The organism is Mycobacterium sp. RTGN5 (assembly GCF_033804465.1).
Lineage (GTDB): Bacteria > Actinomycetota > Actinomycetes > Mycobacteriales > Mycobacteriaceae > Mycobacterium.
Genome location: NZ_JAPZLA010000005.1, coordinates 320,996 through 336,882 on the forward strand (window position 1 = coordinate 320,996; position 15,887 = coordinate 336,882).

Sequence of the window (15,887 nt, forward strand, 5' to 3'; positions counted from 1 at the left end):
GTTAACTTTGCGTTTCCTCTGACCGCGCCGTTTGTGGCGATCCGGAATATGCTCACGGCCAGGCGTTGGCCAAGATGACGCGCTGCGGTCACTGGTTGGCTATGTTCAACCGCAGCGTCGAGAGCGGGCCGGACAGTGGTCTGTGATGTCGGCGCTGAGAAACAACTGACCCGGAGGTGGAACGTGCGCGGACGCGCGACACGCAGTGCAATCGCCGCAAGCTCGGCGCTGCTGGCGGTGTTCGGTATCGCCGGCTGCAACCAGCAGTCCCCGTCGAATGGTGGGAACTCCTCGCAAGCCGATCTGAAGATCGTCGAGCAGGTACAGATCGACCAGAACGGTGCCGAGGTCAAGTCCGATACGGGCGTGACGCCGGCTGACCCTGCCGGTGACGGCAAGGCCACCTGCCCGCCGGTGTCCATCGCGATGGCCGGTGCGCTCAACGGGCCCGACGCCGCACTGGGCATCAACATCAAGTACGGCGTGCAGCTGGCTATCGACAAGCACAACGCGGCCAACCCCGGCTGCCAGGTGCAGCTGAAGCCCTTCGACACCGAGGGTGACCCGCAGAAGGCCACGGCGATCGCTCCGCAGATCATCAACGACGCCTTCACTATCGGCTTGGTCGGCCCGGCGTTCTCGGGCGAGACCAAGGCCACCGGCGCGGTGTTCGATCAAGCCGGTCTGGTCGCCGCCACCGCGTCGGCCACCAACGTCACGCTGTCCGAGCAGGGGTGGAAGACCTTCTTCCGCGGCCTGGCCAACGACGGTGTGCAGGGTCCCTCTGTCGCCAACTATCTGAAGAACACGTTGTCGCAGAAGAAAATCTGCGTCGTCGACGACAGCACCGACTACGGCACCGGTCTCGCTCAGGCGGTCCGGGAGACCCTCGGCCCGGTGGCGGTGTCCGCCTGCAACATCTCGGTCAAGAAGGGCGACAAGGACTTCTCGGCCGCGGTGACCCAGGTCAAGGGCCAGTCACCGGACTCGGTGTTCTACAGCGGCTATTACGCCGAAGCCGCTCCGTTCGTGCAGCAGTTGCGCGACGGCGGGTACACCGGCAAGTTCGTCAGCGCCGACGGCACCAAGGATCCGGAGTTCGTCAAGGCGGCCGGCCAAGCCTCCAAGGACGCCATCCTGTCCTGCCCCTGCGGCCCGGCCACCGGCACCTTCGCCGACGAGTACACCAAGAAGTTCGGTCAGGCTCCCGGCACGTACAGCACCGAGGGCTACGACCTCGGTACCGTTCTGCTGAAGGGCATCGACGCGGGCAAGATCACCCGTCCGGACCTGCTCGACTGGGTCAAGAACTACAACGGACAGGGCGTTGCCCGTAAGTACCAGTGGACCGACAAGGGTGAGCTCACCACCACCCTGATCTGGATCTACAAGGTTCAGTAGCTGATTCGCGAGACGCGTCCGGGACCGCAAGGCCCGGACGCGTTCTCGTTTCAGACACCAAGGAGGCTGCCCCCTAGATGGTCCACGAGTGCCTCGGCCAGATCTCGTGTCTCGCCAGTGATATCGGTTTCAATATCGACAATCTGCGAGATGGTTTCTGGCAGTTGACCATCGATGGGCTGTCCTGGGGCGCCATCTACGCGTTGGTGGCCGTCGGCTACACCCTGGTATTCGGGGTGCTGCGGTTGATCAACTTCGCGCATTCCGAGATCTTCATGCTGGGGATGTTCGGCGCGTACTTCTGCCTGGACATGATCCTGGGGTTCTCGCCAAGCGGCAATGCCTACAACAAGGGCGTGCTGCTGACGGTGTTCTACCTCGTCATCGCAATGTTGTTCGCCATGCTGGTATCCGGCGCGGCCGCAATGGGTTTGGAGGCGGTCGCCTATCGGCCGCTGCGGCGGCGAAACGCGCGCCCGTTGACCTTCCTGATCACCGCGATCGGTATGTCGTTCGTTCTGCAGGAGTTCGTGCATTTCGTCTTGCCCAAGATCATCAAGGGCTACGGCGGCAGTAATGCTCAGCAGCCGATCATCCTGGTACAGCCCAAGACTCAGTTCGAGGTGTTCGGCGCGGCCGTCTCCAACGTCACCATTGTGGTGGTGGCCGCGGCGCTGCTGCTGGCGGCACTGACCGATATCGCGATCAACCGGACGAAGTTCGGTCGCGGAATCCGTGCAGTGGCCCAGGACCCGACTACCGCGACGCTGATGGGGGTATCCCGGGAGCGAATCATCATGACCACGTTCTTGATCGGCGGCCTGCTGGCCGGTGCGGCAGCGCTGCTCTACACCCTGAAGGTGCCCCAGGGCATCATCTACTCCGGCGGCTTCCTGCTGGGCATCAAGGCGTTCTCGGCCGCGGTACTCGGCGGGATCGGCAACCTGCGCGGCGCGCTGCTCGGCGGCCTGATCCTGGGCGTCATGGAGAACTACGGCCAGGCGGTGTTCGGCACCCAGTGGCGCGACGTCGTCGCCTTCGTTCTGCTGGTTCTCGTGCTGCTGATCCGGCCCACCGGGATACTCGGGGAAAGCCTCGGAAAGGCGCGCGCATGAGCGACGCTCGTCATCAGGCACCGGCACCGCCGGGGAAGTGGGGCGGCAGGGTACTTGCTCCCGGGGACCGGCTGCGTGAGTGGTGGTCGGGCCTGAGCCGAGTGCAGAAGTGGGTCTTCGGTGTGCTGGGCTTCACGCTGCTGGCCCTGTCGCCGCTGCATCCGCCGCCGTTCTTCGACACTCCGGGAATCAGCTTCGGCGGCACCATGGCTCAGTTCGCCATGGTCGCGATCATCGCGATCGGTCTCAATGTCGTGGTCGGCCAGGCCGGCCTGCTCGACCTGGGTTACGTCGGCTTCTACGCCGTCGGCGCCTACACCGTTGCCCTGCTCACCAGCCCCGACAGCCCGTGGAACAAACTCACCGCCAGCGGGGCCTTCAGCGACAAGTGGGCCTGGCTGGCGTGTGTGCCGCTCGCCATGGCCGCCACTGCGCTCGCCGGGTTGATCCTGGGCATCCCCACCCTGCGGTTGCGCGGCGACTACTTGGCCATCGTCACACTGGGTTTCGGCGAGATCATCCGACTCTTGGCCGACAACCTCTCGGATATCACCAACGGCTCCCGCGGCCTCAACAAGGTGGCTTATCCGCGCGTCGGGCAGACCGAGCACCTGCCCGAAGGGGTGTTCTCCAGCGGTAACTCGTCCGGCCATGCGAACTACGGAACGTGGTGGTTCTGGCTGGGCTTGATCCTCATGGTCGGCATCCTGCTGCTGGTCGGCAACCTCGAGCGCAGCCGGGCGGGCCGGGCTTGGGTGGCCATCCGGGAAGACGAAGACGCCGCGGAAGTCATGGGCGTCAACACCTTCCGGTTCAAGCTCTGGGCGTTCGTCATCGGTGCCGCGATCGGGGGGCTGTCCGGCGCGCTCTATGCCGGCCAGGTGCAGTACGTCGCGCCGCCGACGTTCAACATCATCAACTCGATGCTGTTCCTGTGTGCGGTGGTACTCGGCGGACAGGGCAACAAGCTCGGCGTCATCTTCGGCGCGTTCATCATCGTCTACCTGCCCAACCGCCTGCTCGGCGTGCACTTCCTTGGCATCAACCTCGGCGACCTGAAGTACCTGTTCTTCGGCCTTGCGCTGGTGGTGCTGATGATCTTCCGTCCGCAGGGCCTGTTCCCGGTGCGCCAGCAGCTGCTGACCTACGGCAAACGGGCGCGCTACCTGTTGCGCAACGCCGACGATTCCAAGGCGCCCGTATGACTCAACCCGCAGCCGGCCGCACCCAGGACGACCCGGCCACCCCGATCGACGAGAGCCTGGCCGTATTCACCCGTGACACCGAGGTCGCCGAGGGCGAAACGCTGTTGGAGACCAAAGATCTGACCGTGAAATTCGGCGGCCTGACCGCCCTGGATTCGGTGAGCTTCGACATCAAGCGCGGTGAGATCCTCGGGCTGATCGGGCCCAACGGCGCAGGCAAGACCACCTGCTTCAACGCGATCACCGGTGTCTACCGGCCCAGTTCGGGTTCGGTGACGTTCGACGGGGCACCACTGGGGCGGATCAAGCGCCATCAGATCACCCGGCGGGGGATTGCCAGGACCTTCCAGAACATCCGGCTGTGGGGCGAGATGACCGCGCTGGAGAACGTGGTGGTCGGCACCGACGCCCGGCACAAGACGTCGGTGCCCGGAGCCCTGCTTCGCACGCCGCGGCACCGCCGCGAGGAACGTTCGGCTATCGAAAAGGCCGCCGCACTATTGCAATTCGTCGGTATCGCGCACCGCGGCGACGAGAAGGCCAAGAACCTGCCCTACGGGGACCAGCGCCGCCTCGAGATCGCCCGCGCGCTGGCCACCGAGCCGAAACTGTTGTGTCTGGACGAGCCGGCCGCGGGCTTCAATCCCAGTGAGAAGGCCGCGCTGATCGAGCTGATCCGCGCCATCCGCGACGACGGGTACACGGTGCTGCTGATCGAGCATGACATGCGGCTGGTCATGGGGGTCACCGACCGGATTGTGGTGCTGGAGTTCGGCCGCAAGATCGCCGACGGTCTGCCCGCCGAGATTCGCGACGACCCGGCCGTCATCGCGGCCTACCTGGGGGTGCCCGATGACGAGCTCTGAGGCCGAGGTGCTTCTCGAGATTCGCGATGCCGTGGTGCACTACGGCAGGATCGAAGCGCTGCACGGGGTTTCGTTGCAGGTGCGGCAGGGCGAGCTGGTGACGCTGCTGGGATCCAACGGTGCGGGAAAGACCACGATGATGCGGGCCATCTCCGGCCTGCGACCGCTGACATCGGGATCGATCTGGTTCGAGGGCCGCGACATCAGCCGGGTCAAAGCCCATCAGCGCGCCATCGACGGGCTGATCCAGGCGCCCGAGGGGCGCGGCGTGTTTCCCGGCATGACCGTCACGGAAAATCTCGAAATGGGTTGCTACGGACGCAAGTTTGAGTCCAAGGCGGCTCGTCGCGCAAAGCTGGACTGGGTTTTCGAGACATTCCCGCGGCTGGCCGAGCGCCGGACACAGGTCGGCGGCACGCTGTCCGGGGGCGAACAGCAGATGCTGGCCATCGGGCGGGCGCTGATGGCGCGGCCGCGGGTGCTGTTGCTCGACGAGCCGTCGATGGGCCTGGCGCCGATGATCATCTCGCAGATCTTCAAGATCATCTCGGAGATCAACGCGCAGGGCACCACGGTGCTGCTGGTGGAGCAGAACGCGCAGCAGGCGCTGAGCCGATCCGACCGCGCCTATATCTTGGAGACCGGTTCGGTGACCCGCACTGGCCCTGCCCGAGAGTTGTTGGCCGACGACAGTATTCGCGCGGCTTACCTCGGCGTGGCCTGAGCGGCGAGTGGGCTCTCACTCCGAGAGTTTGGTCAGCAAGAGGTAGGCGCTGGTCAACCCTCCGATGATCGCGACGCACGTGGTGGGAAGCAGGGTGTACGGAGCCCAGTGCGCCCCGGTCAGCAAGAGCACGCCCGTGAGCGCGATACCCAATGCCGTGGTGACATTGGGGGTGAACCGCTTCAGGGTTCGGCCGAGCGCATTGTCCGCGGCGCTGTCCCCGGCCTTGCGGTCGAGGAAGAGCATGAGGATCGCCGCCCCCACCGCCAGCACGGTGAGCTCGGCGCCAATCACCCGGTTCGGTTGCGATGGCACGGCCAGCACGACCGCCACCAAGAGCAGCGTGGCGAACACCACCAACGTCTGGGCGGCGCGGGCGCGCAGGCTTGCCGAGGACCCGATCTGCTTAGCGTGGATGGAGATCGCCACGAAGAGCAATCCGACGAGCGCACCACCGACGCCGCCGACGATGACGGCAAAAGTGTCCCATCCCAACATCAGTCGACCACCCGCGTGAGCACGCGCGGGCCATGCTCGGTGATGGCGATGGTGTGCTCGGAATGCGCGGTGTTCGAGCCGTCGGCTGAGCGCAGGGTCCAACCGTCCGGGTCGACGGTCAATCGGTTGGATCCGCGTCCCCACCAGGGTTCGAGCGCGAGGGTCAGGCCCGGCTGAAGCACCAGCCCGCGCCCGGGCCGGCCGCGGTTGGCGACGTGCGGGTCCTCGTGCATGGTGCGGCCGAGGCCGTGGCCGCCGAAGTCGGTGTTGACGGCGTATCCGGCGGTGGCGGCGACGTCACCGATGGCCGCGGATATGTCACCGAGGTGACCGCCAGGGACGGCGGCGGCGATACCGGCGTCCAGGGCCCGTCGGGTGGAGTCGATCAGCGCGGTGTCCGCCGGGTCCGTGCTCTCGCCGACGACGACGGTGACAGCCGAATCGGCCACCCAGCCGTCGATCGAGACCGCGAAGTCCATCTTGAGCAGATCACCGTCGCGCAGCACGTAGTCCCATGGAAGACCATGTAGCACCGCATCATTGACCGATAGGCAGATGACGTTGCGGAACGGTCCGCGGCCGAACGAGGGTGCGTAGTCCCAGTAGCACGACGTCGCACCGCGATCGGCGACCAGCGCCCGGGCCTGGAGCTCGAGCTGCAGCAGGTTCACCCCAGGCTCGGCGCTCTGGGTCAGCGCGGCGAGCGTCTGCGCCACGAAGTGGCCGGTGACCGCCATCTTGTCGATTTCCTTGGCGGTCTTGAGTTCGATCATGCCGGGCAAATCTACCTGGCGACGACCACCGACGAGCCGTGGCCGAACAGACCCTGGTTGGCGGTGACGCCGACCTTGGCGCCCTCGACCTGACGGCCGGTGGCCTGACCCTTGAGCTGCCAGCTCAATTCGCAGACCTGGGCAATGGCCTGGGCAGGAATGGCCTCGCCGAAGCTCGCCAGACCACCGGAGGCATTGACCGGAATCCGGCCGCCGATCGTGGTGGCGCCGCTGCGCAGCAGCTGCTCGGCCTCGCCCCTCGCGCACAGCCCGAGGTGCTCGTACCAGTCGAGCTCCAGGGCAGTGGACAGGTCGTACACCTCGGCCAGGGACAGATCCTCGGGGCCGATGCCGGCTTCGGCGTAGGCGGCGTCCAGGATTTGATCCTTGAACACCCGCTCCGGGCCGGGCACCACTGCGGTGGAATCCGTTGCGATATCTGGCAATTCGGGGAGATGCTGCGGGTACTGGGGACTCTGCAAGCTCACCGCACGCACCGACGGCACACCCTCGACCGATCCGAGGTGCTTCTCGGCGAACGCCTTGCTGGCCACGATCAGTGCGGCCGCGCCGTCGGAGGTCGCGCAAATGTCCAGCAGCCGAAGCGGATCCGACACCACCGGGCTGGCCAGTACGTCCTCGACGCTGGCCTCCTTGCGGTAGCGGGCGTTCGGGTTGTTCAGCCCGTGCCGCGCGTTCTTGACCTTCACCGCGGCGAAGTCCTCGAGCGTTGCGCCGTAGAGGTCCATCCGCCGGCGGGCCAGCAGCGCGAAGTACACCGTGTTGGTGGCGCCGATCAGGTGGAAGCGCTGCCAGTCCGGATCGTCACGGCGCTCACCGCCGACCGGGGCGAAGAAGCCCTTCGGCGTGGTGTCGGCACCGATGACCAGGGCGACGTCACAGAATCCGGCGAGGATCTGCGCTCGCGCACTCTGCAGGGCCTGGGAGCCGCTGGCGCAGGCCGCGTAGCTCGAGGTGACCGGGATGCCGTTCCAGCCGAGCTTCTGCGCGAACGTCGCGCCCGCCACGAAGCCGGGGTAGCCGTTACGGATGGTGTCGGCGCCGGCGACCAGCTGGATCTGGCGCCAGTCCAAGCCGGATTCGGCCAGCGCGGCACGGGCGGCCACGACGCCGTATTCGGTGAAGTCGCGGCCCCACTTGCCCCACGGGTGCATGCCCGCGCCGAGGATGTAGACCGGGTCAGGAGTTCCACTCATTTCGCAATCTCCCAGGCGTAGGTGACGCGCTCGACGCCGTCGTCGTCGGTATAGAGCGGCATCGTGGTCAGCTCGACCTCCATGCCGACCTTCAGATCCGCGGCCAGCGTGCCCTCGACCACCTTGCCCAGCACGATCAGGCCCTCGTCGGCGAGCTGCACAGCAGCGACGGCGAACGGCTCGAACTCATCGGGCGAGGGGTAGGGCGGTGGCGGCTTGTACCGGTTCTCGGTGTAGCTCCACACCGTGCCGCGTCGGGACAGCGCGACGGCATCGAGCACATCGCTGGTACAGGCCGGGTTGGGGCAGTTGTTGGCCCGCGGCGGGAAAACATAGGTGCTGCACTGCGGGCACTTGCCGCCGATCAGATGCGGCACACCGGCGTCGTCGTGGTCCCACCATCCGTCGATCGCCGGTAGTTGGGTGGGGGCGTCTGGAGAAGCTGGCACGAGGCCCATCGTATGCGATCAACACTCGCGAATTGAAACGTGTTCCAGTTTCGCGGCGCGGGCGAAGTTGGGATCGGTAGCGCACGAAACGGGGTGGACTCGTGGCATGGGACTATTCAAGAAACTGAGCGATCCCGCCCTGTTGGGCGGCCCGTCGAACCGAGAAGTAGCCGCCGACGACCCGATCTGGGCCCCGATCAACGGTCTTTCGTTGGAGAACTACGCCGAGCTCGCGCTGGCGGCGCAGGCCCGCGGTGTCACCGATGAGGCCGGCATGATCGCCCTTGGTCAGGAGCGCGGGTGGGACGCGGCCGACACGAAGGCGGCGCTCGACGGTTGGGTGCAGCGGATGGGCCAGTCGATGGCCGTCGGGCAGCGGTTCCGCAAGCTCCTCGGGTACTGACCCGCAGCCGACTTCGTGTCGGCGGCGGTGCATAGAGTGTGGGGCGTGACCGCGAGCGCTACCGACCAGAAGCCCACGCTGTTGCTCTTGGACGGCAATTCGGTGGCATTCCGGGCCTTCTATGCGCTGCCGGCCGAGAACTTCAAGACCAAGAACGGGCTGACCACCAACGCGGTGTACGGCTTCACCGCCATGCTGATCAACCTGTTGCGCGATGAGCAGCCCACCCACATCGCGGCGGCATTCGACGTGTCCCGGCAGACCTTCCGCTCCGAGCGGTACCCCGAGTACAAGGCCAATCGCTCGGCGACCCCTGATGAGTTCCGCGGTCAGATCGACATCACCAAGGAAGTGCTGGCCGCGCTCGGCATCACCGTGCTGGCCGAGCCCGGGTTCGAGGCCGACGACATCATCGCCACGCTGGCCACCCAGGCCGAGCAGGAGGGCTACCGGGTACTGATCGTCACCGGCGATCGTGATGCCCTGCAACTGGTCAGCCCGGACGTCACCGTCCTCTACCCGCGCAAGGGCGTCAGCGACCTGACCCGGTTCACGCCGGATGCGGTGGTGGAGAAGTACGGCTTGACCCCGACGCAGTACCCCGATTTCGCGGCGCTGCGTGGCGACCCGAGCGACAACCTGCCCGGCATCCCGGGAGTCGGCGAGAAGACCGCGGCCAAGTGGATCGTCGAGTACGGCTCGCTGCAGGGACTGGTCGACAACGTCGATTCGGTGCGCGGCAAGGTCGGCGATTCATTGCGCAACAACCTGTCCAGCGTCGTGCTCAACCGTGAGCTCACCGACCTGGTGAAGGACGTCCCGCTGGCCCAGACCCCCGACACACTGCGGCTGCAGCCGTGGGACCGGGACCAGATCCACCGGCTGTTCGACGACCTCGAATTCCGGGTGCTGCGCGACCGCCTGTTCGACACGCTGTCCGCCGTCGAACCCGAGGTGGACGAGGGCTTCGACGTCCGCGGCGGGGCGCTGGAGCCCGGTGCCGTGGCGGCCTGGCTGGCCGAGCACGCCAGCGGCGGTGCCCGCTCCGGCCTCGCGGTCGTCGGCACCCATCAGGTTTACGACGGTGACGCCACCGCACTGGCGATCGCCACCGCCGACGGCGAGGGCGCCTATATCGACACCGCCATCCTGACGCCCGACGACGAGGCCGCACTGGGAGCCTGGCTGGCCGATACCGGTGCGCCGAAGGTGTTGCACGAGGCCAAGATCGCCATGCACGACCTGACAGGCCGGGGCTGGCACCTGGGCGGTGTCACCTCCGATACCGCGCTGGCGGCGTACCTGGTGCGCCCTGGGCAGCGCAGCTTCGCCCTCGACGACCTGTCGCTGCGGTACCTGCGCCGCGAGCTCCGGGCCGATAACCCTGAGCAACAACAACTTTCGCTGCTCGACGACAGTGAGGGCGTGGACGACCAGGCGGTGCAGACCGTCATCCTGCGGGCCCGAGCGGTCGCCGACCTTGCCGTCGCGCTGGACGAGGAGCTGGACCGTATCGACTCGTCGTCGCTGCTTGGCGAGATGGAGTTGCCGGTGCAGGCGGTGCTGGCCGGCATGGAAAACGTCGGCATCGCAGTGGATCTGGAGAAGCTCGACACCTTGCAGCGCGAGTTCGGTGAGCAGATCCGGGTGGCCGCCGACGCGGCCTACGAGGTGATCGGCAAGCAGATCAACCTGGGCTCGCCCAAACAATTGCAGGTCGTGCTGTTCGACGAGCTCGGCATGCCGAAGACCAAACGCACCAAGACCGGCTACACCACCGATGCCGACGCGCTGCAGACGCTGTTCGACAAGACCGCGCACCCGTTCCTCGAACACCTGCTGGCCCACCGCGACGCCACCCGGCTCAAGGTCACCGTCGACGGGCTGCTGAAATCGGCGGCCGCCGACGGGCGGATCCACACCACGTTCAACCAGACCATCGCGGCCACCGGGCGGCTCTCGTCGACCGAGCCGAACCTGCAGAACATCCCGATCCGCACCGACGCGGGCCGGGAGATCCGCGACGCGTTCATCGTGGGCGACGGCTATGGCGAACTGATGACCGCCGACTACAGCCAGATCGAGATGCGGATCATGGCCCACCTGTCCAAGGACGACGGGCTCATCGAAGCGTTCAACACCGGGGAGGACCTGCACTCCTTCGTCGCATCCCGGGCATTCGGGGTGCCGATCGACGAGGTGACGCCCGAGCTGCGACGCCGGGTCAAGGCCATGTCGTACGGCCTGGCGTACGGGTTGAGCGCCTACGGGCTGGCCTCGCAGCTGAAGATCTCCACCGAAGAGGCCAAGGTCCAGATGGACGCGTACTTCGCCCGGTTCGGTGGCGTGCGCGACTACCTGATGGACGTGGTCGACCAGGCCCGCAAGGACGGCTACACGTCCACGGTGCTGGGCCGGCGGCGGTATCTGCCGGAACTCGACAGCAGCAACCGGCAGCTGCGCGAGGCCGCCGAGCGCGCTGCGCTGAACGCCCCGATCCAGGGCAGCGCCGCCGACATCATCAAGGTCGCGATGATCCAGGTCGACGAGGCGCTGCGCAGTTCCGGACTGAACTCCCGGATGCTGCTGCAGGTGCACGACGAGCTGCTGTTCGAGGTCGCGGAGGGGGAGCGGGACGCCCTCGAGGAGCTGGTGCGCGACAAGATGGGCGGCGCCTATCCGCTCGATGTCGCGCTGGAGGTGTCGGTCGGCTACGGCCGCAGCTGGGACACGGCGGCGCACTAGTCGCCGCCAGCGGCTCCGGCGGCGCACTAGTCGCCTACCGATCCTGGTTGAGGCGCCCCATTCCCTTCAGGATCCGCGGCGTCCGTCGGGCCATCACGGCAAGGGCCCGGTCCGATGCGCGCATGCCACTGCGCGGTCCCGGAGTCGGAGTCGCAGCCAGCTGAGCTTCGGCGGAGCCCGCGCGTGCGCCGCGGCGATCGACCGCCAGCAGCTGCCACACTCCCGGCACGCCGCGCAATTCGACGCTGCCGCGATCGACGAAGCCTGTTCCGGAACCCACGACGAGATCACGCACGGTCCGGGACACGAGAATCTCCCCTGCGCCGGCCTGGCCGAGGATTCGCGCCGCGATATGCACCGCGATTCCGCCGATGTCGTCGTCGAGCAATTCGCATTCGCCGGTATGAATGCCTGCGCGGATCTCGATGCCCAGCGTCTGGGCGTCCGAGCACAACGCTTCGGCGCAGCGGATCGCTTGCGTCGGCCCATCGAACGTCGAAAGATGGCCGTCGCCAGTACTTTTCACCACTGTGCCGCCGAACCGTCGGGTTCGCTCGATCGTCAGCTCGTCGAAGCGATGGAGCACTGCCCGCCACCCGTCGTCACCTTTGGCCACGGCGTGCTGCGTCGACGCGACGATGTCGGTGAACAACACCGTACGTAGGGCGCGGTGGGATTGGGGTGGCGCCGCGTGGCTGCCGGTCAGAAACTCCTCGATCTCCCCGCAGATCATGTTGGGATCGGTCAACCACGGCGCGTGGTCGGTGCCCTCGATCTCGAGCAAGCGTGCACCGGGAATCGTGTCGGCGAGGTATCTGCCGCCCTGGACCGGGACCACGTCGCCGGAGGCGTGAATGACCAGGGTCGGTGCGGCGATCGTGGACAGGATCGGTCGCACGTCGAGTCGCATCACGGCTTCGAGTGTGGCCCGAGCCATCCCCGGGCTCGCGCTCATCCGCTCCAGCATTGCCAGTTGCCGCAGCGAGGTCACCGACGGGACGAGACACTGGAGTGCCGCGCCGCTGCCCCATCGTGAGCGGGTAGCGCCGGCGAATTCGAGCCAACGGCGGATCTGTTCGGCCGACGGCGTGTAGTCCTCGCCCAACTCGGACACCATCCGCGCCCGCAGCTCGGCCGGATCCCGGTCGACATCGGCCCATCCGTCGAAAAAGCCGCAATACGCAGAGGTGCCGGTGAGGATCAACGCCTGCGTTCGTTGCGGACGGGTCGCCGCGAACACAATCGCGGCAGGGCCGCCCTCACTGACACCGAACAGGACAGCCTTGGTGAAGCCGACGGCGTCCATGACGGCCTCGATTTCTCCCGCCCGATCGTCGAGCGTCCGGACTTTCGGTACGGGATCCGACAACCCGACGCCCGCTTTGTCGAACATGACGACGCGACAGAACGTCGACAGCCGCTGCATGAATGCCTCGAACTCCGGCATGGTCCAGAACAATTCGGCGTGACTCACGAACGACCCGGCGTACACCAGCTCGATCGGTCCGTCGCCGAACACCTGATACGCCAGGCTCAGGTCGCCGCAGGACGCGTACGTCGTTTCCGGCACGCACCGAGCCTAACGATCTGATGCTGCCGAAGCTCGGTATTCGCCTAGGCGACGGGCGGTCGATAACCGTTCAGCCAGTGCAGCGTCGGTCCTGCGGCGTATCGCGCCGCCACAACGCCGTCGACCTCGAGTTGCTGCAGCGCGAGCACCCGGGCGTCACCGAAACCGCGGTCGATGCGGTCGCGCACAAACGCCAGCTCGACGACCTGGATGGCGAATTTTTTGACCCCGCGCGCGGCCGGTCGCCCGCCGAACCCGGTAGCTGCGGCGACCACCTGCTTGCGGGTGCGGATCGTCCCGAGCCAGCCGGCCTCGGCCGGGGTGATCAGACCGGCGGCGATCATCCCTGGCAGCTTCTCGGCGACGATGCGCTGCTCGCGGCGGCGGCTGCGCACGGCCAGCGTTGCGGCCAGCGCGAACACCGGCATCATCCACACGAAATACAGGCCGAAGTAGGCGCCCGCGCCCAACAGCGTCGAGCCGTTCCACAAGCCGTGCATGATCACCGCGGCGAGATAGCCGACCAGCACGCAGCCCGCCTTCGTCAGCCAATTACGTTGCTGCAGAGCGAAATAGACGCCAATCGCGGTGAACGTGGTGAACAGCGGGTGGGCGAACGGCCCCATCACCAGGCGCATGCCCGCGGTGAGAAGGGAATCGGCCAGCGTCGTACCGTCGGCGATGTAGAAGATGTTCTCCAGCCAGGCGAACCCGACCGCCGTCACACCCGCGTAAACCAGGCAGTCGGTCAGTGAATTGAGTTCGTTGCGTCGCACGCCCGTCATCATCAGCAGCAGGAACAGCCCCTTGGCGGCCTCCTCGATCAGCGGAGCGCCCAACGCGATGGTGATCGGGCTGGACTCCGTCCCGCCGGTGTTCACCGCCGCGTCGACGATCATTTCCAGTCCCACGGAGACCACGACCGCCACCGATGCGCCCCACAGGAAAGCCAGGATCAGCAGTCGGGGCGGTTCGGGTTCCCAGCGATCCAGCCAGAGATAGGCCAGCAGCACCAGGGTCATCGCGACGGTAGCGAGAAGGAACCCGATCGTCGTGCCGACCGGGTTCACCGCGGTCAGCAGGACCAGGACCAATCCGGCGATGGTGCCGAGAATGATGATGACCGCCAAGGGTGCGCCGACCTTGCGGATCGCTCGGGGCAGCGGCGGGGCGGCGTAGGGCGGTGGCGGCATCCCTTGGCTAGTCACCCCTGCAGATTAGTGGGCCTACAGCGGCCTCACAGACCCGGGTTTGTCCAGCGTGTGCCTAGTCGAGTAGTCTCTGACAGTACCTGTGTGCACTTTGCGGGTACATCTCCACAGGCACATCACCCAGAAGCACTATCCCTACGACCAAAGCTGTCCGGAGCAACCCAACAATATGCCCAGTCCCACCGTCACCTCGCCGCAAGTAGCCGTCAACGACATCGGCTCGGCCGAGGACTTCCTCGCCGCTATCGACAAGACCATCAAATACTTCAACGATGGCGACATCGTCGAAGGCACCATCGTCAAGGTGGACCGGGACGAGGTTCTCCTCGACATCGGCTACAAGACCGAAGGTGTCATTCCTTCCCGCGAACTCTCCATCAAGCACGACGTCGACCCGAATGAGGTCGTTTCCGTGGGCGATGAGATCGAGGCCCTCGTTCTCACCAAAGAGGACAAAGAAGGCCGCCTGATCCTGTCCAAGAAGCGGGCTCAGTACGAGCGCGCCTGGGGCACCATCGAGGCTCTCAAGGAGAAGGACGAGGCCGTCAAGGGCACCGTCATCGAGGTCGTCAAGGGCGGCCTGATCCTCGATATCGGCCTGCGCGGCTTCCTGCCCGCGTCGCTGGTCGAAATGCGTCGTGTCCGCGATCTGCAGCCGTACATCGGCAAGGAGATCGAGGCCAAGATCATCGAGCTGGACAAGAACCGCAACAACGTGGTGCTGAGCCGCCGCGCCTGGCTGGAGCAGACCCAGTCCGAGGTGCGCAGCGAGTTCCTCAACCAGCTGCAGAAGGGCGCCATCCGCAAGGGTGTCGTGTCCTCGATCGTCAACTTCGGCGCATTCGTCGACCTCGGTGGGGTCGACGGCCTGGTGCACGTCTCCGAGTTGTCCTGGAAGCACATCGATCACCCGTCCGAGGTGGTTCAGGTGGGCGACGAGGTCACCGTCGAGGTGCTGGACGTCGACATGGACCGCGAGCGGGTTTCGCTGTCGCTCAAGGCCACTCAGGAAGATCCGTGGCGCCACTTCGCCCGCACCCATGCGATCGGCCAGATCGTGCCGGGCAAGGTCACCAAGCTGGTGCCGTTCGGTGCATTCGTCCGCGTCGAAGAGGGCATCGAGGGTCTGGTGCACATCTCCGAGCTGGCTGAGCGCCACGTCGAGGTGCCGGATCAGGTCGTGCAGGTCGGCGACGACGCCATGGTCAAGGTCATCGACATCGACCTGGAGCGTCGCCGCATCTCGCTGAGCCTCAAGCAGGCCAACGAGGACTACACCGAGGAGTTCGACCCCTCGAAGTACGGCATGGCCGACAGCTACGACGAGGCCGGGAACTACATCTTCCCGGAGGGCTTCGATCCCGACACCAACGAATGGCTCGAGGGCTTCGACAAGCAGCGCACCGAGTGGGAGGCCCGCTACGCGGAGGCCGAGCGCCGGCACAAGATGCACACCACGCAGATGGAGAAGTTCGCCGCTGCCGAGGCCGAAGCCGCCAGCCGGCCGGCAACGGCCAACGGCTCGTCGTCTTCGTCGTCGTCGAGCTCGGGTGAGTCCGCTGGCGGGTCGCTGGCCAGCGATGCCCAGCTCGCGGCTCTCCGCGAGAAGCTCGCCGGGAACGCGTAACACAAGACACTCATTCGCCGAGTGAAGCCGCGCAGCAGGTCTCAGACGTGCTGCGCGGTTCTTGTTCACCCACTTGTTCACGT

Annotated in this window: 14 protein-coding genes; 8 read left to right on the forward strand and 6 right to left on the reverse strand. The window is 66.3% G+C overall.

The window, feature by feature from the left end:
• Positions 1–183 precede the first annotated feature (183 nt).
• The 5 genes from SLQ31_RS23650 to SLQ31_RS23670 all read left to right on the forward strand — a co-directional run bounded on the left by SLQ31_RS23650 (position 184) and on the right by SLQ31_RS23670 (position 5,311).
• The gene (locus tag SLQ31_RS23650; protein WP_319436548.1) at positions 184–1,401 is read left to right on the forward strand and encodes a branched-chain amino acid ABC transporter substrate-binding protein; all 1,218 of its coding nucleotides are present in this window, start codon (positions 184–186) and stop codon (positions 1,399–1,401) included.
• A gap of 77 nt (positions 1,402–1,478) precedes the next feature.
• Positions 1,479–2,516 (forward strand): branched-chain amino acid ABC transporter permease, encoded by a 1,038-nt coding sequence (locus tag SLQ31_RS23655; RefSeq protein ID WP_319436549.1) that lies wholly within the window; start codon positions 1,479–1,481, stop codon positions 2,514–2,516.
• Positions 2,513–3,721: a branched-chain amino acid ABC transporter permease gene (locus tag SLQ31_RS23660; protein WP_319436550.1), complete on the forward strand. Its 1,209-nt coding sequence runs from the start codon at positions 2,513–2,515 to the stop codon at positions 3,719–3,721. The genes SLQ31_RS23655 and SLQ31_RS23660 overlap by 4 nt, the downstream gene beginning before the upstream one ends.
• On the forward strand, positions 3,718–4,587 hold the full coding sequence (locus SLQ31_RS23665) for an ABC transporter ATP-binding protein (protein ID WP_319436551.1): 870 nt from the start codon (positions 3,718–3,720) through the stop codon (positions 4,585–4,587). Before SLQ31_RS23660 ends, SLQ31_RS23665 begins: the two co-directional genes overlap by 4 nt.
• Positions 4,574–5,311, forward strand: a complete 738-nt coding sequence (locus tag SLQ31_RS23670) for an ABC transporter ATP-binding protein (protein ID WP_319436552.1) — start codon at positions 4,574–4,576, stop codon at positions 5,309–5,311. The genes SLQ31_RS23665 and SLQ31_RS23670 overlap by 14 nt, the downstream gene beginning before the upstream one ends.
• Positions 5,312–5,326: 15 nt before the next feature.
• On the opposite strand, the gene SLQ31_RS23675 is transcribed toward SLQ31_RS23670, so the two are convergent.
• From SLQ31_RS23675 to SLQ31_RS23690, 4 genes are read right to left on the reverse strand one after another with little or no spacing between them, the layout of a single operon-like run.
• A complete protein-coding gene (locus tag SLQ31_RS23675) occupies positions 5,327–5,809 on the reverse strand; it encodes a hypothetical protein (protein WP_319436553.1) in 483 nt (160 codons plus the stop codon).
• Entirely contained in the window at positions 5,809–6,582 is a 774-nt protein-coding gene (gene map, locus SLQ31_RS23680; RefSeq protein ID WP_319436554.1) for a type I methionyl aminopeptidase, read from the reverse strand. Before map ends, SLQ31_RS23675 begins: the two co-directional genes overlap by 1 nt.
• An 11-nt stretch (positions 6,583–6,593) precedes the next feature.
• Positions 6,594–7,799: a lipid-transfer protein gene (locus tag SLQ31_RS23685; protein WP_319436555.1), complete on the reverse strand. Its 1,206-nt coding sequence runs from the start codon at positions 7,797–7,799 to the stop codon at positions 6,594–6,596.
• Positions 7,796–8,248, reverse strand: coding sequence for a Zn-ribbon domain-containing OB-fold protein (locus tag SLQ31_RS23690; RefSeq protein WP_319436556.1), 453 nt, complete (start codon positions 8,246–8,248; stop codon positions 7,796–7,798). The genes SLQ31_RS23685 and SLQ31_RS23690 overlap by 4 nt, the downstream gene beginning before the upstream one ends.
• Positions 8,249–8,354: 106 nt before the next feature.
• Between SLQ31_RS23690 and SLQ31_RS23695 the strand changes: the two genes are divergently transcribed.
• The gene (locus SLQ31_RS23695) at positions 8,355–8,651 is read left to right on the forward strand and encodes a hypothetical protein (protein WP_319436557.1); all 297 of its coding nucleotides are present in this window, start codon (positions 8,355–8,357) and stop codon (positions 8,649–8,651) included.
• A 36-nt stretch (positions 8,652–8,687) separates the two neighbouring features.
• Entirely contained in the window at positions 8,688–11,396 is a 2,709-nt protein-coding gene (gene polA / locus SLQ31_RS23700; protein WP_413642852.1) for a DNA polymerase I, read from the forward strand.
• 34 nt (positions 11,397–11,430) lie between these two features.
• Here the strand turns inward: polA and SLQ31_RS23705 are convergent, their stop codons facing one another.
• Both SLQ31_RS23705 and SLQ31_RS23710 read right to left on the reverse strand, forming a co-directional pair.
• Positions 11,431–12,966, reverse strand: coding sequence for an adenylate/guanylate cyclase domain-containing protein (locus SLQ31_RS23705; protein WP_319436559.1), 1,536 nt, complete (start codon positions 12,964–12,966; stop codon positions 11,431–11,433).
• A gap of 44 nt (positions 12,967–13,010) precedes the next feature.
• On the reverse strand, positions 13,011–14,174 hold the full coding sequence (locus tag SLQ31_RS23710; RefSeq protein ID WP_413642854.1) for a PrsW family intramembrane metalloprotease: 1,164 nt from the start codon (positions 14,172–14,174) through the stop codon (positions 13,011–13,013).
• A gap of 172 nt (positions 14,175–14,346) precedes the next feature.
• Between SLQ31_RS23710 and rpsA the strand changes: the two genes are divergently transcribed.
• Positions 14,347–15,804 carry a 30S ribosomal protein S1 gene (gene rpsA, locus SLQ31_RS23715; protein ID WP_319436560.1) on the forward strand — a complete coding sequence of 486 codons (1,458 nt, stop codon included), beginning with the start codon at positions 14,347–14,349 and terminating at the stop codon, positions 15,802–15,804.
• Positions 15,805–15,887 lie beyond the last annotated feature (83 nt).